This window comes from Virgibacillus sp. MG-45 (assembly GCF_036409425.1).
Lineage (GTDB): Bacteria > Bacillota > Bacilli > Bacillales > Amphibacillaceae > LDC-1.
The window spans coordinates 42,441-62,627 of record NZ_JAXOFU010000014.1 but is presented as its reverse complement, the minus strand read 5'-3'; the positions used below and the strand labels follow the sequence as shown (position 1 = coordinate 62,627).

Genomic DNA, 20,187 nt, shown 5'->3' with positions numbered 1-20,187 from the left:
TAAGTGCCCGTCCCATTTACCCAAATATCAACATACATGTTCTTTTCAATGCCATATTTTAAATACTTAAACGTTCCTATACTATTAACTTCATGGACAGATTTAGTTTTTATATCCTCTGTCGTAGTCAATGGTTCTCATTATGAGAATCAAAAAGCATTAGATATGCAAACAACTCAGGTGTTTCTTGATTAACATGAGATGTTTCGATTCCACGTTCGATAATCATATCCACTTTTAGTTCTTCGCAATTGGAGGTTATTGCATCTAACTGGGATTCAATAATGACAAGTATCCTTTCATTATTAGATGTAATCCCCATATGATTGTAGTAATGTTCACTTTTTTCATTTCTTACTACTTCATACGAAATGAAATTTAAGTTATCCAAGTTAGATTTTATAGGGTCGTTTTTGTGTGCATTAATATAGTTATTAATTGTAATTTTTAAGAAAATAACTTCGGATTCTGATAATTCTGTTTCGGCAATATCTAATTTTTTTTGAAATGCGGAGATAACGTCATTAACTGATTGTAACGGTCGAATCTTATGGGAATATTGCTGCTTTAAATATGTTTTGTACTCATCATGATCCACGTAATCACCTCAATAAAAAAGGAAATGAGAGATGCTCCAGGGAACATCTCGATATTATTACTCTATAGCATATAATCGCATAGAGTACTTTAATTATACCAACAGTTACTTCTAATCTGTACCTTAGTTCCGAATAAAAGCTCGCAAACGTTGCTAATCCAACAAGTGCGAGCTTGATTTTATTTATGATACTAATTTGAACTCTTCCAACCAGCAAATCTTCCTATCACAACCCATTCACTTTACCCCATACACATTTTTAACAGCATGGTAAAGGATATTTGTTCCGGTTAGTAATGCACTTCTGTCAAAGCTCATTTCAGGGTGATGTAATCCTGGTTCCAAATTGCAGCCAAGACCGAGCATTGTTGCTTTTAACGATGGCTTTTTAATTGTGTAATAATGAAAATCGTCGCCACCAGGTGTGATAAGTGGATCATCCAAGCCTGCTTCTCCCAATACTTCTACGATTGCTTTTCGCATTAGGCAGATTGCATCATCATTTAACCTAGCTGCTGCAATTTCGCCGCTCGCTTCTAATTCGATTTCTACTTCAAATAGGTTTTTAATCATCTCTATTATATTGGTAACCTTCGAGTTTAGAAGATCCATGTCCTCGTTCGTTTGTGCTCTTAAATCAAGCGAGAAGGTTGCATTTCCCGGAATAATATTTGAGCTTTCTCCTCCAGCTTGGAAGCTCGTCATTTTAACTGAATGGGGGACGAGTGGATCTAAATGGATTTGCTTGAGCAAGTTAACGATTTGAGCTCCGATTTCAATCACATTATCGTTTAAATGTGGTCGTGCTCCATGTGCATCGTCGCCTTTAATGGTTCCTTGATACATTTTTGTTGCACCATGTACGATTACTGGTGTTGCGTGACCAAGCTTCGTTTCTTGGACAGGTCTAACATGAACTCCGAATAAATATGTAACATCATCGACTACATTTTTTTCGACCATCTTTAAAGCACCAGCACCTTTTTCTTCTGCTGGCTGGAAAATAAATCGAACTGCGATGTTATCCTTTACAGCTTCTTCTTGTTCAAGCTTCCATAAAAGTCCTAACACCATGGCCATATGGGCATCATGTCCACAGGAATGATTCGCTTGGAACGTTCCATTAACTTCCTGCCATAGGGCATCAATGTCTGCTCTTACTGCGACAATGGGCAACCCACGATCAAAATTGCCAAAATCACCAATTACCCCAGTGCAATCGTCAAATGTTCTAACCGTACATCCACTTTCGCTTAGAAGGTTGGCAAGGTATTTAGTTGTTTCAACTTCCTGCCAGCTAATCTCCGCGTGCCCATGTAGATGCTGAAATGTATCAATTATGCGTTGCTCAATAGCGTGATTCATTTAATTTTTCTCCATTCTTTATCGGTAAACTTCATTTCTCATCTTTATCAGTAAAAAAATGATGCAATCGTATATCTTTTTGAAGTTTTCGCATGTTTTTGTTAAGTATAAACTATCTTATGATTAATTTCAGTTTCTAATCTCGCATAAACAAAAGAAAAAATGAAGTTCTTATGAAATGGAGAGTCTATGAAATAATGGGGAAGAATGGATAGTGGATTAATTGGATGTAAAAATTCTCTCAACAAAAAAACAGCAACGTGCGGATTTAATATATGCACGTTGCAGCTTTCCATTTTTACTAGCAATAAAACCTATACTTCACACATGCTCGCTTTTATGCCTCTCCCAAGCTTCGAGAATGGTAGAAACAGACAACTCAGCTGTAGAAGGGACGATATAATCTGAGTCTTGTAGAACATTCTTATCACCTACACCAACGGCAAACATTCCTGCACGTTGGATCGCGGTAATGCCACTTATTGCATCCTCAATTCCAATCGCTTCACTTGGTTCGACGGCTAATTCAGCAGCAGCGAGCAAGAAAATATCTGGTGCTGGTTTACTTGCTACACTTCCCGCATCAGCAATGCTGTCAAAGAAAGATGTTAATTCAAGGTTTTCGATGATAGCAGGTGCGTTTTTGCTCGCCGATGCGAGACCGATTTTAATTTGTCTTTCACGCAGCTCAAGTAATAAAGAAGGAATGCCTGGCAGAATATCATCTGGTGTCAAACGGTTGATTAATTGCTTGTATTGTTCATTTTTCTCTTCTGCTAATTGGGCTTTTTCCGCGGCAGAGAATACATCTGCTTTATTTCCGTGGTGTAGAATTTTCTCGAGGGATTCCATGCGACCAATTCCTTTTAGCTGTTGATTAAAGGTTGGATCAATGGCAATCCCAATTTTGTCTCCGAGCTCTTTCCATGCCAGATAATGTAGGTCTGCTGTATCTGTAATGACACCGTCTAAATCAAAGATAAAGCCTTTCACCATGTTGCATGCTCCTCCACTATAAACTCACTCATTTACTTTTTCTCCTTGTTGCATAGCTACTTGAATCATAGAATCTGCTGTCACAGTATACGCATTATCCCATACATGAATCGTGACGGCGTCGCCGGATAAAAGCTGCACTGCAAGCTGTTCTTGTGTAATCGTGCATTGAATACTGCTTCCACGGAACGAAAGTCTAAAGGAAAAGCTTTCCCAATCCGTAGGAATATTTGGTCGGAAGAAAAGCCCATTTTCCTTTACACGCATCCCTGCAAAGCCTGTAACGATGGCCAGCCAGGTTCCACCCATGTTTGCCATATGAAGTCCGTGTCTCGTGTTGCCTTGGGTATTATCTAAATCGAGACGGACGGTTTCTAAAAAGTAATGGTACGACTTTTCCATATATCCAAGCCGTGCGCCCATCATGCTAAATACACAGGTCGATAATGAAGAATCATGTGTCGTTACCTGTTCATAATAATCATAGGAATGCTTCATGACCTCTTCTGTTTGTTCGTCTTCTAATAACAAATGTGCTAGCACAGTATCTGCTTGCTTACATACTTGATAGCGATAAAGTGTCAATGGATGATAATGTAGTAATAATGGATAGTTACTTTTCGGCGTTTGAGCGAAATCCCATACTTTCTTTTGGAGAAATGTGTCATCCTGTGGATTGATTTGTAGTGTGTCATCAACAGGAAGGTACATCGCGTCCGCTGCTTGCTGAAATTGTTCGAGCTCTGCATTATGAAGCTGGATAAGCTGCTTGAGCTCTTGGTATTGAGCAGGGCTGTGTTCTTTGATTAGCTGAACTGCTTTTACTGCCCATGATAAATTATGCTTTGCCATGACATTCGTATAATAATTGTTGTTGACGATACACGTATATTCATCTGGTCCTGTAACGGCATCAATGCGAAATGCCCCTTTTGAAAAATGACCAACCTCCATCCATAGGCGTGCTGTTTCTATTAAAACTTCCGCTCCGTTTGACGCTAAAAATGCCACATCATTTGTTGCTAGAAAGTATTGAATATAGCTATAGGCAATGTCAGCACTTATATGGTACTGAGCCGATCCTGCTGGAAAGTAGGAAGAGCATTCATCACCAGCAATCGTTCGCCAAGGAAATAACGCTCCTTTTTGATGGCCCATTTCTTTTGCGCGGTTCCGTGCGGCATCTAAAATAGAATAGCGATATAAGAGCAGCTGTTTCGCAAGCTTTGGATTGGTCATTGTAAATAGTGGGAGCAAGTAAATTTCTGTATCCCAAAAATAATGTCCCTCATAGCCTTCACCAGACAAACCTTTGGCAGCAATGTTTGAAATGCCATCTTGTCCTGTTGATTGGAGAACATGAAAGAGGTTAAAGCGAATCCCTTCTTGAAGTGCTTGATTACCTGTTATTTGGATGTCTGTCTGCTTCCAAAAAGTAGTTAAATAGGTTTCTTGCTCAGAAAATAGCGTTTCTGCAGATAAAGGCTCCATTGCGTGTTGCAATTGAAGTAACGTTTGCTTTAAATCCGTGGTATGTCTTGAGTCCGTGTACAAGGAGCGTTTTTCAAATATTGTTGGTTCTGTTAAGGTAAACGCAATTTCTGTTTCCACATTTTCATCGTACACAACCATATGTGTTGTGGCAGTTGGTTGATTTATTTTTACCGTAGACAGGACTGCAGCGGAAAGCTCAGAAGCAGTCGTATTCACTTCAATGTAGCTTGCTGTATCGTTTGCTTCCGTTTGCTGAACGGTTAATGTTTTTGCATGACTGCTCCCAATGCGAGGGTCAGTTGGATCAACAAAGTTTTGCACATCGCCACGGACGTTAGAAACGATTCGAATCGGAATATCCTTGCTTTTAGGCGTGATCGTAATATGCTGATAAAAAAGTTCCTTCGTCTGAAAGGAGGTCATTCGTTTAAAGGTGACAATAAGCTCATGACCGTGCGTTGATCTCCAGTGCAGTTTTCGCTCACTATAGCCTTTATCTAAATAGAGCGTTCGTTCATAATCTAATAGTTCGCTAGTTGATAAGGAAAGCTGTTCTGCTTCATCCTGTTCACCGACCCAAATTTGTACCTCTTGGGCATCTATCATATTAACAAGCTTTTGCTGTGTATCAGGAAAGCCGTATAGTTTTTCACCATATGAAATCGGAACAATATCATGGAATCCATTCAGATAAGTTCCGCGGATGGATTGAATTTCGTCTGGTGCACCTTCTTCGAAATTTCCCCGGATACCAATATAGCCATTTCCAGTAAAAAATAAGCTTTCTTCTAGTTCGATGCTTTCTTTGTCCGTTGCTTGGGATTGTATAACCCATGACATAGTATCACTCCTTACACTTCTTGTTGATACAGTAATATGTGACAGCGTTTTTCTATTCCTTTACGCCTCCTGTTGTAAGGCCGGAGATGATTTGCTTTTGGAAAATCAATACGATAATTAATGTAGGTATTGTTACAATTGCTGTTGCAGCAGCGACCTCGCCCCACAAAATCGAGAACTGGGTGCGCAAAAAGGAAATGGCAACTGGAACAGTGTGATATGCTGCATTTGTATTCAATGTAATAGTTAATAGAAATTCATTCCAAGCAGCTATAAAGGTAATGATTGCGGTTGTAAAAACTCCAGGTGCTGCTAATGGAAAGACAATTTTGTACAATGTTTGAAAACGGGTTGCCCCATCAATTTCTGCTGATTCTTCTAACGCCAATGGAATTTGATTAAAATGGGTGACAAGAATCCAAACTCCCATTGGAAGTGTAATCGTTGAATAAGGCAGTATAACTGCATAGCTATTTAACAAGTCGAGCTTATAAAAAAGATTGTAAACAGGACCAGTAATAATCATTTGTGGAAACATAGATACTGCTAAAATGATTCCTAGTAAAATACTTTTTCCTCTAAAACGAAACCGTGAAATTGCGTAAGCACATAAGGTTGCGACAATAATGACATAGATTGTTGTCGTTGTTGCGACAATAAAGCTATTTGCAATTGCTTTTAGGATTCCTTTTTCGAATAATACGGTGACATAATTACCAAACGTCGGGTCTTCTGGGATAGCACGAAATGCACCAGTACCAAAGATTTCTCCACTTGTTTTAAAGGAAGTGATGAAAATCCATAAAAAAGGAAAAATCATAATAAACAGGTAGACTATTACAAAGGCAGCAAAAATGATCCAACGTCTTTTTTTAGTGGCTTTCATAGTTTTCACTCCTTTAATTTCGATCTAATAGATTCGTCCCGAGTAAGCGCACAAATATAATTGCGATCAGGGCGACACAGACGAACATTACCATGACGATAACAGAGCCATAGCCAAAGTTGGTTTGCCCGAACATCAGCTTATAGCCATAAATAGACATCGTTTCTGTTGCTCCGCCAGGACCACCGCCTGTTAGTACATAAATTAAGTCAAAGACACGAAATGCATCGAGTGTTCGAAATAATAGGGCGACAAGTATAGAAGATTTTAATAATGGCAATGTAACCTGGAAGAATGACTTTATACGAGAAGCACCATCAATAGCTGCCGCTTCATATAATGCTTTTGGTATATTTTGCAGTCCTGCCAATAATAATAGCGCCATATATGGCGTTGTTTTCCAAACGTCGGCGATGATTGTAGATACCATTGCACCACTGCCACTTAATAATAGATCCTGTGATTGACTAATTAATCCTACGTTTTCGAAGAAATGAGCGACTATACCACTGCTACCATCATAGAGATAGCTCCACATGAGGGCAGCTACTGCTGTTGGAATTGCCCACGGAATGAGGGAGGTTGTTCTTACAATCCCTTTGCCGACCATTGCCTTGTTTAAGATCATTGCCAGCCCTAAACCTAATACAAGCTCAATGCTGACAGATACAAGGGTGAATAAGATCGTATTCCATAGCGCAATATGCATCCGTTCATCGGACAAGACCTCTTTATAGGCTTTTAAACCGATAAAATTGGAAGGTATCATACTATTGTTAATATCTTCTACTAATAGTGGTAGGTTTTCAGCATGTGTTAATGTATATTTTTGACTTAACGTATCGATTGTTTTTTTCGTTGTAGTATACAGTGCTTGAATACCCTTAGCTTCACTTGAAGAAAGCTTAATGATTCCTTCTTGTGATGCATATGGTGCAGCACTTTCTTTTAAGTTGGTTAACGTGTCACGGATTAAATCTTTATCCGCTTGCTCGGAAACAGAAGCGAGCTCTTCTTCGAGAAACATGCCAACATATAAGGTGGTTTCATTAAATAAGTCGGTATTAAACCGATCGTTTACGTACAGACCAGCTTTTTGTTGGTCATTTAGCTTATAATCAAACATCGTATATGTGATAGACTGAAAAACGGGCCAAATGGAAAATATTCCAATTAGAATAAGGGTTGGTAATAAATAAAACCAGCCGCTAAAGCCCAACTTATGCTTCATTTCGATCACCTCTTTGTGTATTGGGATGAAACGGTTTCAATAGACTGGAGAAAAAGGAAACTCCTTATGAAAGCAGTCATAAGGAGTTTATGGAAGCGTAATTATTCTGCAATCGCTTCTTTAATTGCGGCTGTGACTTCCTCCAGTCCTTCTCCAGAGCTAAGATATTTATGTGCTTCCACTTGAATCGTATCAGAAACTTTGTTGTATTCTGGAGAAACAGGGCGTGCAATCGCATTTGCTAGCGCCTTTTGGAAGCCAGGGAAGGTAAGCATAACATTCGAATCCTGTACAGCACTGTCTTCTAGCAATGCATTGTAGCCTGGTAAGTATCCACCTTCTGTTGCCATAATTGTTTGTCCTTTTTCCCCTGCTGCAAACTGAATGAATTCCCATGCGCCTTCTACATGCTCTGAGTTTTTGTTGATACCGAGCAGCCAGCCACCAACAGAGCCGCCATTTGGAAGAGGAGCGATACCAACCTGATCCGTTGAAATCGTTACCCCATCTTCTTCACCAGAAATGCGTCCAAATTGATATGGCCAGTTTCTAGCAAAAACAGCATTTCCTTGTTCAAAATTCGTATGTGTTTCTCCTTCAGTAAAGTTTAATAAATCCTTTGGTGAGAAAGAAGCAGTTGTAAATTGATGCATTTGCTCTAGTCCAGCAGCTACATCTCCAAAGGAATTACTAAATTCAGTTACGTTTACTGTTAATCCCTCATATTGCTTGGATTGATATAAAAACCCATATTTTGTGTCTGCTTTCCCTGTATACTTTTCTGCCATTGCATATAAATCTTCATACGTATAATCGCCGCTTTCTAGCTTTGCTGCATCCGCCTCATCTACAATATCGGAGCGGAAATAAAGCAGGCCAACATCAGGGAAGAATGGAAGTGTATATTGTTTTCCTTTATAATTTCCGGAATCCATTGATCCGGCATTAAATAATTCCTTGTTTAATCCAGCCTTATTCATATGAACATCAATTGGCTCTAAAAAGCCAGCACCAGCAAATTCTCCTGCCCAAACGACATCCATGGAAATAACATCGTATTCACTGGAACCACTTGTTAAGGAGTTAAGCAATTGGTCATGCATTTGGGCTGAGTCATTTGTTAATGGATCCCATTCCACCGTGTACTTATCTTGACTCTCGTTGAAGGCATCGATAAGTGCCTGTGTTGCCGGAGTATTGTCATTCTGTGCTCCAAGCTTAATAACAACTTCTTCAGATGCTGCTGCATCATCATCTTTTTTCTCTGCGTCATCCGAGGATTTGTTGCTATCCTCACTACAAGCAACTAATAAAAATAGTAATAAAGTGGTAAAAAATAATAAGATTGATTTCATTTTTTTCATTTTTGTTGACCTCCTCTTTATTTTCTTCTAACTCTCACTTGCATTGTAAGTGCTTTCATCGTACATTTATATTAGAATATTATGTTTTTTATTAAAAATTTAACTTGTATATACTGGAGATGAATGAAATGCAAAAAACGTCTTCCATTCAGAAAAGTGTTATCCAGGATTTTCTAAAAGCAAGAAAGGATAATGAAGAGTCATTATTCACACACCCGAACTATCGACTAGAACGGGAGCTTTTATATTGGGTGGAAAAAGCAGATGAAGCAAAAGCCCAGGAATTATTGCAGCAAATTAATGAATTGGACCGCGCAACGTTAGCGCATATTCCGCTTCGTTCGTTGAAAAATTCTTTAATATGCTCTTGTACGTTGTTTGCACGAGCGACAATTCGAGCGGGTGTTCCTCCAGAGCATGCCTTTGATTTAAGTGATGTGTTTATCCGTAGGGTTGAGAATACGCCGGATTCAGAAGGGGTAAGGAAGCTTGAATATGAGATGGTCCATTATTTTATTCAAGCAGTCGAGGATTATCGGAAAAGTGCTTATCACAATGAAATTGTTGATCGTGCCGTTCAATATATTCACGATCATATACTCCAGCCACTAACTTTAAAGGAGATTGCAATAGAAACAAATGTAAGTGCTAACTATTTATCTGCGATGTTTTATAAAGTAGTTGGTGTGCATCTGAAAACGTATATTAATCATAAAAAAATAGATGAGTCGAAGTATTTTTTGCGTCATACGGACTCATCATTACTTGATATTGCGTTATTATTTGGATTTTGTAATCAAAGTCATTACACAAGTCTGTTTAAAAGATTTACTGGAATGACACCGAGAAAATTCAAGGAAAAAATGTTGTAGTGTTATCGAATAATGCTAATGAAAAAGGGTGAGATGGCTTTTGCCATCTCACGTCCGATACAAAATGGAGCGCATATGCGTTTCATAGAAGGGAATGATATTCGTTTACTTTGATTGAATGCATCGCTTGCTTATCCTCTACCATTACTTCCATTAAATAAAAGCTTAATGCCATCGCTAATACAATCGTAATTATAATAATGACGATCAGTTTATTTCCTTTCAAAAGAAGTCCCCCTTTGTAATCATGGTTTGCGAAATGATATGTTCCTCATTTTTCGTAGTTTACTAAAATGCCGTACCGACATTATAATCTTGTGCATTGATTTCTGTTTGAAGTCCTAAGGCAAGCTTTGCCAGCTCTGAACCGACATAAGGTCCTGTAGTCAATCCTGATGAGCCAAGCCCATTAGCCATTAACAGTCCTTGAAGCTCTGGAACCTTGCCGAATACAGGAAGGAATCCGGGTGTGAAAGGACGATAACCTACTTTTACATCAACTAAGGTGCTATTTGCAAGCCCTGGTGCAAACTGGAGTGCTTTTGAGAGAATATCATGAACAGCCCCGATTGTTGGTCGTAAATCAAATGAATGGGCATCCTCATGTGTTGCTCCAAGTGTAATATGATCAGCAAATGGAACGATTGATTGAGGAATAGGTGGCATGACAAGTGGCCAATTTGTTGTATCCATGTCTGGTAACGTAATATGGATAAGCTGTCCTTTTTGTGCTTTGCCGTTAAATAGCAGCTGTGTAGGCTCAAGAAGCTGTTTCATCCATGCCCCGGCCGTTGCAATAACAATATCAGCAGCATAATGCGTTTCGTTGACGATTGCTCCGGTTACAAGCTGTCCTTCCAAGGAAAGCGTGGCTTCTCCTTCAACGAATTTGGCACCGTGCAAGATAGCCCCTTTTAACAGGGCGTCTCGCAATTTCTTTCCATCTACGCTTCCAGCTCCGCTTATGTGGATGGATTGATAGCCCTCCGCAATTGGTGGGAACAATTCTCTCGTTTCTTCTTCATTAAGGAAGGAAATTTCTCCGATCTCAGGTGCATCTTGGCGGCGTTCTTCTGCTCTTTTTTTCATCGCTTGTAATTTAGCTTCGTCATTGTGAATGCTTAATGCGCCTGATTTGGTATAGCCAGTATCTTGAATGCCATCTTCATTTAGTTCCTTAATTAATGCTGGATACATGCGTGCACCGTTTTTAGCTAGTGTATACCATGCTTTGTTTCTTCGTTGTGAAAGCCATGGGCATATAATTCCAGCAGCTGCCTCCGTTGCTTGACCAGGAGCTTTTCGATCAATAATAGTAACCTGTGCGCCATACTTGGCAAGCTTATATGCAGTTGTTGCGCCTAATATCCCAGCGCCGATAATAAGATAGTTTTTCATATGTAATAATCCTTTGTCGTATAGTTTGATCGCACCAACCATTTCTACTATTCATGCACAAACGTAGTTGAGGAAAGCGTTTATGGTCAGTTTATGTTGATTATAGCATGTTGTAATGGTCCGTGCTATGAGAAATGGCTAAGGCATGTGCACTATTTGGGATGGTGTGATTCAAAGTTATTTCGATATGTTTTCTGAATATATATTTTATTTATGAGATAAATTATAATAAAATTTAAGTTTAAAAGGGGGAAATCAATAACATGAAGCAAAAAAGACCAAAGGTGCTTGCTATTTACGATTTGTTTTTGGCGACAGGTGCCATTTGGTTTGGAATTCAAATGGTGCAGTTAAGTAGCGGGATATTTGCCGAACCATACCCTAAAAATTGGGCGGAAAAGCTTCCGTTTGATAGTTGGGTTATGCCAGGAATTCTTGCGATTATCATATTTGGACTAGGTAATATTATCGCTGCGGTGTTTAGCTTTACATCAAGGCATAACAGTGTCTGGTATGTATCTGCTATTATGGGAGCCATTTTCTTCAGTAGCTTGATATTTCAAATCTGTATTTTAGATGAAGACTATATCGTAACGTATCCGTTTTTAGGATTTAGTGTGATTCAGTTATGTTTGAGTGGGTATGTTTTTTGGGGCTATAGAAAGCTGAAAAAAAACAATGCAAATTAGTCATATTGTGAGTGGATAGGGGCATTATCGAACGAGACGTTACCCCTTTGATGTGTAAGCAATACAACGTTCTACAAATTCTAGCACATCTTCTGAAATCGGATATAGCCCAGTTTCCTCAACAGGCAGCTTTCTAACCTCCCAGAATTTCTCTTCTAGCTCTCTATTTCCGTGAAACGTATTATTTGATAACGCAATTAATTTAGATGCGATTTGAACGCCTTCCTCTGATTCTGGCTTCATTCCTTGCTTTATACACCACTCAATACGCTGCAATAGTAAAATATATTGATGTGTTGTTTCATCATTGTTACTGAGATTGGGAAGGGTCTCTTGTAGGATGGCTTGTTCATTTTCTTGAAAATAGTCAAGCCATTTTTTTGCGTTTTTTTGTGCGTTTTGAACCAGCTTGGAGACATCTTCCCAACGCAAGGATTCCTCTAAATCTATCATGTTGATGAGTGAAGTAGTGTTAGAAATACTTGTTTTTATTTCCGCGAGTTGTTCTTGTAGGTAATTGTAGTGGGAAGTTAGGATTTGCTTATAGGACAGCTTATCCAACATTCCGCGAATATCCTCTAATGGAAGCGAAAGAGATTTCAGAATCAAAATTTTTTCTAATTGAAATAAGTCATTCTCTGAGTAATACCGCTTTCCGTTAGCCTCCTTAAAGCTTGGTGTAAGGAGATTAATCTGATCATAATAACGGAGTGTGCGTACGGATATATTTCGCTGTTTCGATAACTCTCCAGTGGTCCATCGTTTCATTACTTTCTCTTCCTCCTCGAAAAAAACTTGAAGGTTACGCAGCGTAACCTATTATAGTTAGATTATATCATATTGAAAGAGGGGGAACGAATGGGAAAAAATCAAATGAACTGGAAAGAACAAGACTGTTGGAGTGTAAAAGAATTCATATTTTTAATGTTGCTTGAATTTGTAGTTGTAATTGGTTGTATTAAATACATCATTCAGCCAATTTATTTAGCATGGTTTGATAATCAGCTATATTCCGGAACATTAATGGGGTTAACAATAGCAGTAATTCTAGTATTCGGCATTTATTTTATTGCCCTCCGTCCAAAAAAACTCTCATGGAGTGAAGTAGGGGTCAAACCGTTCGCTGCGAAGGACTGGAACATCATTATTCTATTTTCTGTTATTTTAATGGTGGGTGCTCTATTAATTGTAGTTCTTACAAGTCTTATAGAGTATGGATGGGAAAATAGAAAAACAGAAGCAATTCAGCAAAATGTAACTTTCTTTTCGTTTCTAATTGCCTTTATCTCTGCGGCAGTCGTTTCACCAATATACGAAGAAATTTTTTATCGCGGTTTTTTATATCGTTGGCTACGTACACGCATAGGTTTTAATGGAGCCATTTTATTCAGCTCCATAATCTTTACAACTGCTCATATACCAACATATAATACAATGCCAGTAAATTTCTTTAGTGGAATTATCTTTGCTTTGGCGTATGAACGAACCAACTCGATCTGGCCCGCAGTTATTATTCACGGTTTAACTAATGGAATTATGGTTTTAATGACTGTTTTAGCATAGCTATAGGTAGTTAAAACAAATACAATGAGAGATTTGTACATACGAGCATTAGATAAAAAAAGATAAGGAAGTGTAGATGTGAATTTTATTGCATGGCTGATTGTTTTAAGTGAAATTGGATTTTGGATTTTAATTTTATTAGGCCTCATTACACGTTATATTTTAAAATTTAAACGCCTTGGTCTATTCTTTTTGGCTTTAACACCAGTTATTGACCTTATTTTACTGATTGCTACGAGTATTGATTTATATCGGGGTGCCACCGCAACGAAAGTGCATGCCATTGCTGCGGTTTATATTGGAGTATCCATCGCGTTTGGTAAAAGTATGATTGCATGGGCGGATATACGATTTCAGTATTATGTAATGAAACAGGGATCCAAACCAGTTAAAAGATATGGAATGGATTATGCGAAAGATTATTTGAAAAGCTGGGGACAGCATGTAATCGCATATTTAATAGGTGCTGGAATATTATTTGGTCTAATCTATTTCATCAATGATCCTTCTCGAACTGAAGTGCTTGATGGCTTCCTAAAGTTATGGACACTCATACTTGGAATCGATTTTCTAGTAGCTGTTAGTAATTTTATATGGCCGAAAAAAGCTAAAGGATAATATATTTTTCTTTTAAATAAATAGATCCTAACAAAAAGGTATAAGTTTGGTTATTCGTTTTATAATTTCTAGAAATGGACGCTTACCGTAAAAGGAAGCGCCTTTTTTGTGGAAAAAGATTGAGTTCAATCGATTAATTTGAAATAATTGGTATTAAGAGGTTTTGGGGTGCTTTTACGAAGGAAAAAGACAATTTCACTCTTGTAAATTGTGGTTAAAGGAGAATTGGATGATCTCAACTAAAAAAAGAATCGTTATAACCAGTGTCTTGCTCATTTTTTTTGGGGCGGCAGTTGCTTTCATATATTATTATTTTTTTTACAACGAAGACTTGAACAAACCACTGCCAATGACTATTACTGTAGATGCAGAAGACAGTCGTGAACCGGAAGATATAGCTTATCGATTTTGGTTTGATTATATGAAACAGTACACGGGGGAAGACGTAAGCCCTTGGAAGCGACTGACGGATGTACGTTACAATAAATTTCAATTATTGGCTGGTGATGAAGCAGAGTTTGCTGTTGAGGTAACATTCTGGGCAAAGCTAGATAAGGGAAACTGGTCAACCCACCACAACTGGGGTGAAGTACAGAATGACGGAACGGTGAAAAATATCCAATGGACATTCCGGATTAAAAAGACGAGTCAAAACAAATATACACTCCTTAGGATTGATGACATATCGAATTCTGTTGGCGATTTACCACCTGTTGAAAATACCTATCAAAAAGAAGCGGGAATCGATGTTCCTGATGAGAACAATCGTTATCGAATAGAGAAAAACACACTCGAAGTTACATATGATAACGGCGAAAATTGGAAGGGCGTTCCAGTAGAAATCAATAAATTATTTGAAGGCGAATATAATGGACCAAAACATGAATTAATGGAAGAAAGCTATATAATTAAACCGGAACGGACAGCTTTTATTGTTGGCGGACTTCAGCATATAGAGGTGCTCCAATCAACGGATCAGGGTGAAACGTGGAATACATCATCAGTTCCTACGCCATTCCAAGCAATACGGATGCGGCTCCTTGATTTTGTATCCAAGAGCAATGGCTTTTTGATCTTAACAGGAGATCGCACAATGAGCTGGGAGGGCAACATGATTTTCAAAACAATTGATTCTGGTTCAACTTGGCGTCAGGTAGGAAGTGTACCAACAGAACGAAAAGTGACGAGTGGCGGATTTATCGATGAGAAACTAGGATACGTGTCATTCGGATCGATTTCTAGAAATTCCCAACCGGAAGTGCCAGACTTATATCGAACTGATGATGCCGGAGAAACTTGGACACAGGTGGATGTACCCATTCCGGCAGAGTACAAGGGGGTTTTCACAGTAGCGGAAATTCCAACATTTGACGGGTCCCAAGGTATACTGCTTGTGAATCAGGGGCCAAACGGAGATTTTCAAGGAGGAAATGTCCTGGCTAAATTTATCTCGGTGGACAATGGCAAGACGTGGTCATTTGCAAATTTGATTGACCCGGATGATGTGATTGAAAGATGAAGAAGACAATGTGATTGTTCATCAATTGAGCACAATTTGACTGTATTAGAGTATATGAATATTAAAACGGCTGTAGCAAGCTATACAACACACAATTATAAGTCAATCCACGTATGAAAGTGTTAGTCAAAAAATAGAGAAGAACAGGAATGAAGGTTATATATACAAATAGGGATCTGGCGTAATCTTATGATCTAACGAATTTCTCTATCGGCAACGATAAAATATAGCGACCGAATTGATGAAATGATAATACTTATAAGCAAAACTGGCGCAAGTATTCGTCATAAGAGGAGAGGGAATAGAAAGATGGATAGTAGAATAAAAAGATTAATTGATGCTACAAAAATAAAATTTGGCTTAGATAACTACTATTTAAAAAGACATGGACTTGATCGTTATGTAAATATCTTTAATGAAACCGTGTATACATTATCGATGGAATGGTTTCCTAACCATGTGGAGGAACCAGAGGATGATTCCAACCCAGAAGGAACAGCAGTTATTGAAGTCAATGTTCATTCTCATAAGTTTGTCAGCGCTATTTTTGTAATGGAAAAGACATATGCAAAAAACGGGATTAGCTTTGCAGGTCTTCATATAAACGACATCATAAAATGGGTGGAACAGGAAACTGGCTTAACTTATGGAAGACAATTGCAACTTCAAAAAGAAGATGATGGGAGACTTCTATTTAAAGAAGTAATTAATGGAGTTGATGTTTCCCCGTCTGGCTCTGTAGAAATAAAAATTGATGAAGAAGGAAAGCTGACTTTTTTTGCTGTTCATGGCCAATTCCCTTCCAAGGAGATGATAAAAGAAGAAACATATACACTCTCTTTTGATAAGGTAGAACATTTAGCAAAGGAACAATTGAAGTTGATTGAATTTCCTTCGCATGATCAAAAAAGATTAATCCCTGTATATGGAGTTGAAGAGGTTTATATTTTAAATAAGCAAATGACGATGATTCCGTTTGATTTTATTGCTAATGTAAGATCCTATATAAACATCGATAAAACCATTTCTTGGGATACACCAATGAAAATTTCATTTATTAGAAAAGAAATCAGATGTGAGGGGATAACAGCTGATCAAGCCTTTTCATCTCAGCCAAGTCCTGATTCTTGTCCGATTACTAAGAAAGAGCAAGAAGCGTCTGTCTTAGCAGTCAAAGACTTTTTACGTCAAGAATATCCGAATGACTCAGGCGTTTGGAACCTTAAAACGCTACATCGTGATAAAGGCTATATTCACGCATCCTTAGGAACAAATAAACAGGACAACCGCATCTTTCAAAGAAAACTTAGGGTTATCATTGATGGCAGCAGCTTACAAGCAGTAAATTATATGGATAATAAACCGATGTTGGAGATCTTTGACCAATTTCAAGCACCAGATAATTCAACGATTAATAAGGGAGAGGCATATAAAAAATTGAAAAATTTATATGAGTTAAAGCCTTATTATGTGTATGACTTTGAACAAAAACAATATCTTTTGTGCGGTAAATTAGATTGTCAATACGGGGTGAATGCAAGTAATGGTAATGTCATTTTTTTAACCGATTTGTAGAATAGAGTTGAAAATGATCCATACAACCATGGGCCGCCCCACTAATAATTTACAATGAATTCCTTCAATCGGTCTACTTTTTCGTAATTAGGAGTAGTCTGTAATATCGCTATAAGGGAGAGGTTACGTTATGATTTTGAGGAGCACGTAGCGGTGGTTGGTACCAAAGCATATGAATAATGAACTTAGTTCTATATAATAGTCCAAAAGTTCAGTGGTTATAAGCAACATTCAAATTCACCTTACACATTTAGACTAATCGTATATTACTGCATTTCCTTGTTCACGTAGCTTTGTTAAAGACTTCAGCATATTGTTTATCTCTGCATCAGAATGTCTTTCCCAATAACCTAACTCTGCTACTATTTTCAAAGGCGATTTAGACCTATAAGAACGTGTTGGATTTCCTGGAAATCTTTTGTCGGTTACATTCGGATCATTTTCAAATTCACCTAATGGTTCTACAATATAAATTCTTTCTTTAGATTTTGAGGCTGCTAACTCAGCACCCCATTTAGCTGCATCTAGTGTTGCAGTAAAATATATATGGTTAGTTTTTTTGTCTTGATAATTTGATAAGTGTTGCGGTTCTAATAGATCTCCGATTTTTAGTTCGGCTTTAGTACCATGGAAAAAAGGACCATTATCTAAAACATCTTTTTTATCATTCATACGAGTGCACCTCTTTTTTAAATTTGTCTATAATAGTATAGTCGCGAAAATACTAAAATATAAGTCTATAAATAACTTATTAATAACCGTACAATAAAAGTAGAGGAAATAATATCGAGCCGTCAATACGTATTTTTATCACCATAGTTGTTTTATGAAATAGGATATGTATTTAAAAAGTGACATTAAGGAACAACACAAACCTAATTCCGTATTTAAGATAGGAATTAGGTTTTTTTCTTTTAATCTATTATCAAGACTGGATCCTTATGATGGATTGCTAACACTATTTGGATTGTCCAGTAGGATCTTTTGTTGTCTAATCAAGAGGTTGACATTGCTAGTGTTACTCAAACATCTGAGCTTAAAGTATAATTAGCTAGGTCTATAGTCCCTCTAATTATTAATTTGAAAGGTGATGAAATATGTAAGCGACCCGACCAGTTTGTTCATAGTTATAGAATGGTTAGATTCTAAACATTTAGGGTCTAATCAAATTTTTATTTTATTTTATATAAGTTTACTTTACTTTTATAACACTATAGTTTACTGTATAGATGTACTTATAAAGGAAGGTGTTGACCTTGAAGAAAAAATTTGAGGATTGCATTGAGAATAAGGTGTATGAATATAGGGTTTTAAAAAGGATGACACAAAAGGAGTTGGCGGACGCTGTCGGTGTTTCTAAGCAAACTATATTTGTTATGGAGAAGAATAATTATTCACCTTCTCTCGTTTTAGCTTTTCGAATAGCAGATTTCTTTAATGTAAATGTGAACGATATTTTTACTTATGTGAGAGGAAGTGATCAAAATGAAAATTAGCTCAGAAATATTAATTACAATTTTTGATCCGTTAAGAACCTGGGCGGAAGGATCAACCGGTAATTGGAATATGCTTATTGGAAGTGGTTTTGTATTGGTTTTTATCGGATTGATTCTGATATTTGTTTATCTTAAAAAAATTGGAGAAGCTGACGAAAGAACAAACCACATTAAATTAATAAGTGCTCTTATTATGTTATTTGTATTGGTTTTGTGCGACATAATTTTCCCGAAAGAATATATGTGGCAAATTTTCTTCTTATATAAGTATTCTATTGCATTCTTTGCCACAGGAATATATCTAGTGTTTCGATATATAAAGGATTTTAACTAGAGAACTATAAATGGGAATCGATAATTTGAAGAGCAGTTACCTTAACGCAAAAACGAAAATTAGCCTATCTAGACTATGCTAAAACCTACCATGTGACAGAAACGTAAAGCATGCGTAAATGCTATTCAAATATCCTTTATTTATGGTAATCTATTATAGATGGAAATAATAAAACCGTTATGATAATGGACTTGAAATAGTAAGGAGAGTCACACATGGAAAAAACATTAATTTTTGGTCACAAAAATCCGGATACAGATACGATCTGTTCAGCTTTAGTTTATGCAGAATTGAAAAATGAATTAGGTATAAATGCGGAAGCGGTTAGACTTGGCGAACCGAATAAGGAAACACAGTATGCACTTGATTATTTTGGTGTAAAAGCACCTCGCTTTATTGAAAAAGTAGGAGATGACGTGAAGGAAGTCATTTTAGTTGATCACAATGAATTTCAACAAAGCGTAGCGAATATAAAAGATGTACGAATTGCTGAAGTAATTGACCATCACCGTGTTTCAAACTTTGAAACAAAGGAACCATTATATTTTCGTGCGGAGCCTGTTGGCTGTACAGCTACCATTCTTTATAAGATGTATCAGGAAAAAGGAGTAACGGTTTCGAAAACAGCTGCAGGACTGTTATTGTCAGCCATTATTTCGGACTCCTTGCTTTTTAAATCGCCAACCTGCACACAGGAAGATAAAGAAGCAGCACAGGAATTAGCTAACATTGCTGGTGTGAATGTAGAGGAATATGGCTTAGAGATGTTGAAGGCAGGGACAGATTTAAATGATAAAAGCGTCGCTGATCTGCTTACAATGGATGCGAAAACCTTTGAAATGAATGGAGAACAAGTGGTCATCGCACAAGTAAATGCTATTGATATAAATCAAGTGTATGCAAAGCAAGCAGAGATTGAGGAAGAAATGGCGGCAACGATTAAGGATCAATCGTTATCTCTTTTCTTATTTGTTGTAACAGATATATTAAATAGTAATTCAGAAGTGTTGGCACTTGGAACGAAAAAAGAAAAGGTAGAAAAAGCGTTCGGAGTAGAATTAAAGCATAATCGTGCCCTGTTAAAAGGGGTTGTATCACGTAAAAAACAAATTGTAACGAATTTAACAGATGCATTTAATGCATAAAAATAACTGTTTCTAACTAGAGCTTGTAAAGAAAGCGTCACTCTTTCTTTGCAAGCTTTTTCTATGCACATTTGCTTACGAGAGTTGTGTGAAAATGCTTTACAAGCATTCTCTGTTCAGTTACTATGTTCATAATAAAGTGAAAATACTGATAATAATAGAGAAGGTACGAAACCTTTTCACTTTTGGAAGAAGGTGGGCTTT

20 protein-coding genes are annotated in these 20,187 nt (G+C 37.4%); 9 read left to right on the top strand and 11 right to left on the bottom strand.

Annotated elements, in window-relative coordinates; all coding sequences use genetic code 11:
* Positions 1 to 127: 127 nt before the first annotated feature.
* From SPK86_RS13870 to SPK86_RS13840, 7 genes are all read right to left on the bottom strand, one after another.
* Complete coding sequence (locus SPK86_RS13870) at positions 128 to 598, bottom strand: hypothetical protein (protein WP_284139632.1); 471 nt, start codon at positions 596 to 598, stop codon at positions 128 to 130.
* A gap of 237 nt (positions 599 to 835) precedes the next feature.
* The gene (locus SPK86_RS13865; RefSeq protein ID WP_330949632.1) at positions 836 to 1,963 is read right to left on the bottom strand and encodes a M20 peptidase aminoacylase family protein; all 1,128 of its coding nucleotides are present in this window, start codon (positions 1,961 to 1,963) and stop codon (positions 836 to 838) included.
* Between the two features lie 321 nt (positions 1,964 to 2,284).
* Positions 2,285 to 2,959, bottom strand: coding sequence for a beta-phosphoglucomutase (gene pgmB, locus SPK86_RS13860; RefSeq protein ID WP_330949631.1), 675 nt, complete (start codon positions 2,957 to 2,959; stop codon positions 2,285 to 2,287).
* Between the two features lie 24 nt (positions 2,960 to 2,983).
* A complete protein-coding gene (locus SPK86_RS13855; RefSeq protein ID WP_330949630.1) occupies positions 2,984 to 5,293 on the bottom strand; it encodes a glycoside hydrolase family 65 protein in 2,310 nt (769 codons plus the stop codon).
* Between the two features lie 52 nt (positions 5,294 to 5,345).
* Entirely contained in the window at positions 5,346 to 6,179 is an 834-nt protein-coding gene (locus SPK86_RS13850) for a carbohydrate ABC transporter permease (RefSeq protein WP_330949629.1), read from the bottom strand.
* Between the two features lie 13 nt (positions 6,180 to 6,192).
* Positions 6,193 to 7,410, bottom strand: a complete 1,218-nt coding sequence (locus SPK86_RS13845) for a carbohydrate ABC transporter permease (protein ID WP_330949628.1) — start codon at positions 7,408 to 7,410, stop codon at positions 6,193 to 6,195.
* A 101-nt stretch (positions 7,411 to 7,511) separates the two neighbouring features.
* Positions 7,512 to 8,774, bottom strand: a complete 1,263-nt coding sequence (locus tag SPK86_RS13840) for an extracellular solute-binding protein (RefSeq protein WP_284139626.1) — start codon at positions 8,772 to 8,774, stop codon at positions 7,512 to 7,514.
* A 128-nt stretch (positions 8,775 to 8,902) separates the two neighbouring features.
* On the opposite strand from SPK86_RS13840, the gene SPK86_RS13835 reads away from it, so the two are divergent.
* Complete coding sequence (locus tag SPK86_RS13835) at positions 8,903 to 9,646, top strand: helix-turn-helix domain-containing protein (RefSeq protein WP_284139625.1); 744 nt, start codon at positions 8,903 to 8,905, stop codon at positions 9,644 to 9,646.
* An 82-nt stretch (positions 9,647 to 9,728) separates the two neighbouring features.
* Here SPK86_RS13835 and SPK86_RS13830 read toward each other — a convergent pair whose 3' ends face one another.
* Complete coding sequence (locus SPK86_RS13830; RefSeq protein WP_330949627.1) at positions 9,729 to 9,872, bottom strand: hypothetical protein; 144 nt, start codon at positions 9,870 to 9,872, stop codon at positions 9,729 to 9,731.
* Between the two features lie 62 nt (positions 9,873 to 9,934).
* Positions 9,935 to 11,044: an NAD(P)/FAD-dependent oxidoreductase gene (locus SPK86_RS13825; protein WP_330949626.1), complete on the bottom strand. Its 1,110-nt coding sequence runs from the start codon at positions 11,042 to 11,044 to the stop codon at positions 9,935 to 9,937.
* Between the two features lie 263 nt (positions 11,045 to 11,307).
* Here SPK86_RS13825 and SPK86_RS13820 point away from each other — a divergent pair, with 263 nt between their 5' ends.
* Positions 11,308 to 11,733: a hypothetical protein gene (locus SPK86_RS13820; RefSeq protein WP_330949625.1), complete on the top strand. Its 426-nt coding sequence runs from the start codon at positions 11,308 to 11,310 to the stop codon at positions 11,731 to 11,733.
* Between the two features lie 39 nt (positions 11,734 to 11,772).
* Here the strand turns inward: SPK86_RS13820 and SPK86_RS13815 are convergent, their stop codons facing one another.
* A complete protein-coding gene (locus SPK86_RS13815; RefSeq protein WP_330949624.1) occupies positions 11,773 to 12,501 on the bottom strand; it encodes a MerR family transcriptional regulator in 729 nt (242 codons plus the stop codon).
* A gap of 90 nt (positions 12,502 to 12,591) precedes the next feature.
* Here SPK86_RS13815 and SPK86_RS13810 point away from each other — a divergent pair, with 90 nt between their 5' ends.
* The 4 genes from SPK86_RS13810 (at position 12,592) to SPK86_RS13795 (ending at position 17,008) form a co-directional block, all read left to right on the top strand.
* The gene (locus tag SPK86_RS13810; RefSeq protein WP_330949623.1) at positions 12,592 to 13,296 is read left to right on the top strand and encodes a CPBP family intramembrane glutamic endopeptidase; all 705 of its coding nucleotides are present in this window, start codon (positions 12,592 to 12,594) and stop codon (positions 13,294 to 13,296) included.
* Positions 13,297 to 13,374: 78 nt separating this feature from the next.
* Positions 13,375 to 13,914, top strand: a complete 540-nt coding sequence (locus SPK86_RS13805) for a hypothetical protein (protein ID WP_284139619.1) — start codon at positions 13,375 to 13,377, stop codon at positions 13,912 to 13,914.
* A gap of 229 nt (positions 13,915 to 14,143) precedes the next feature.
* Positions 14,144 to 15,433, top strand: a complete 1,290-nt coding sequence (locus SPK86_RS13800) for a WD40/YVTN/BNR-like repeat-containing protein (protein WP_330949622.1) — start codon at positions 14,144 to 14,146, stop codon at positions 15,431 to 15,433.
* Between the two features lie 309 nt (positions 15,434 to 15,742).
* Positions 15,743 to 17,008 carry a hypothetical protein gene (locus SPK86_RS13795; protein ID WP_284139617.1) on the top strand — a complete coding sequence of 422 codons (1,266 nt, stop codon included), beginning with the start codon at positions 15,743 to 15,745 and terminating at the stop codon, positions 17,006 to 17,008.
* Positions 17,009 to 17,263: 255 nt separating this feature from the next.
* On the opposite strand, the gene arr is transcribed toward SPK86_RS13795, so the two are convergent.
* Positions 17,264 to 17,680 carry an NAD(+)--rifampin ADP-ribosyltransferase gene (arr, locus tag SPK86_RS13790; RefSeq protein WP_284139616.1) on the bottom strand — a complete coding sequence of 139 codons (417 nt, stop codon included), beginning with the start codon at positions 17,678 to 17,680 and terminating at the stop codon, positions 17,264 to 17,266.
* Between the two features lie 584 nt (positions 17,681 to 18,264).
* On the opposite strand from arr, the gene SPK86_RS13785 reads away from it, so the two are divergent.
* From SPK86_RS13785 to SPK86_RS13775, 3 genes are all read left to right on the top strand, one after another.
* Positions 18,265 to 18,504 (top strand): helix-turn-helix transcriptional regulator, encoded by a 240-nt coding sequence (locus SPK86_RS13785; protein ID WP_284139615.1) that lies wholly within the window; start codon positions 18,265 to 18,267, stop codon positions 18,502 to 18,504.
* Positions 18,494 to 18,838: a DUF2178 domain-containing protein gene (locus tag SPK86_RS13780; protein ID WP_330949621.1), complete on the top strand. Its 345-nt coding sequence runs from the start codon at positions 18,494 to 18,496 to the stop codon at positions 18,836 to 18,838. Before SPK86_RS13785 ends, SPK86_RS13780 begins: the two co-directional genes overlap by 11 nt.
* A gap of 215 nt (positions 18,839 to 19,053) precedes the next feature.
* Positions 19,054 to 19,983, top strand: a complete 930-nt coding sequence (locus SPK86_RS13775) for a manganese-dependent inorganic pyrophosphatase (protein ID WP_284139613.1) — start codon at positions 19,054 to 19,056, stop codon at positions 19,981 to 19,983.
* Positions 19,984 to 20,187 lie beyond the last annotated feature (204 nt).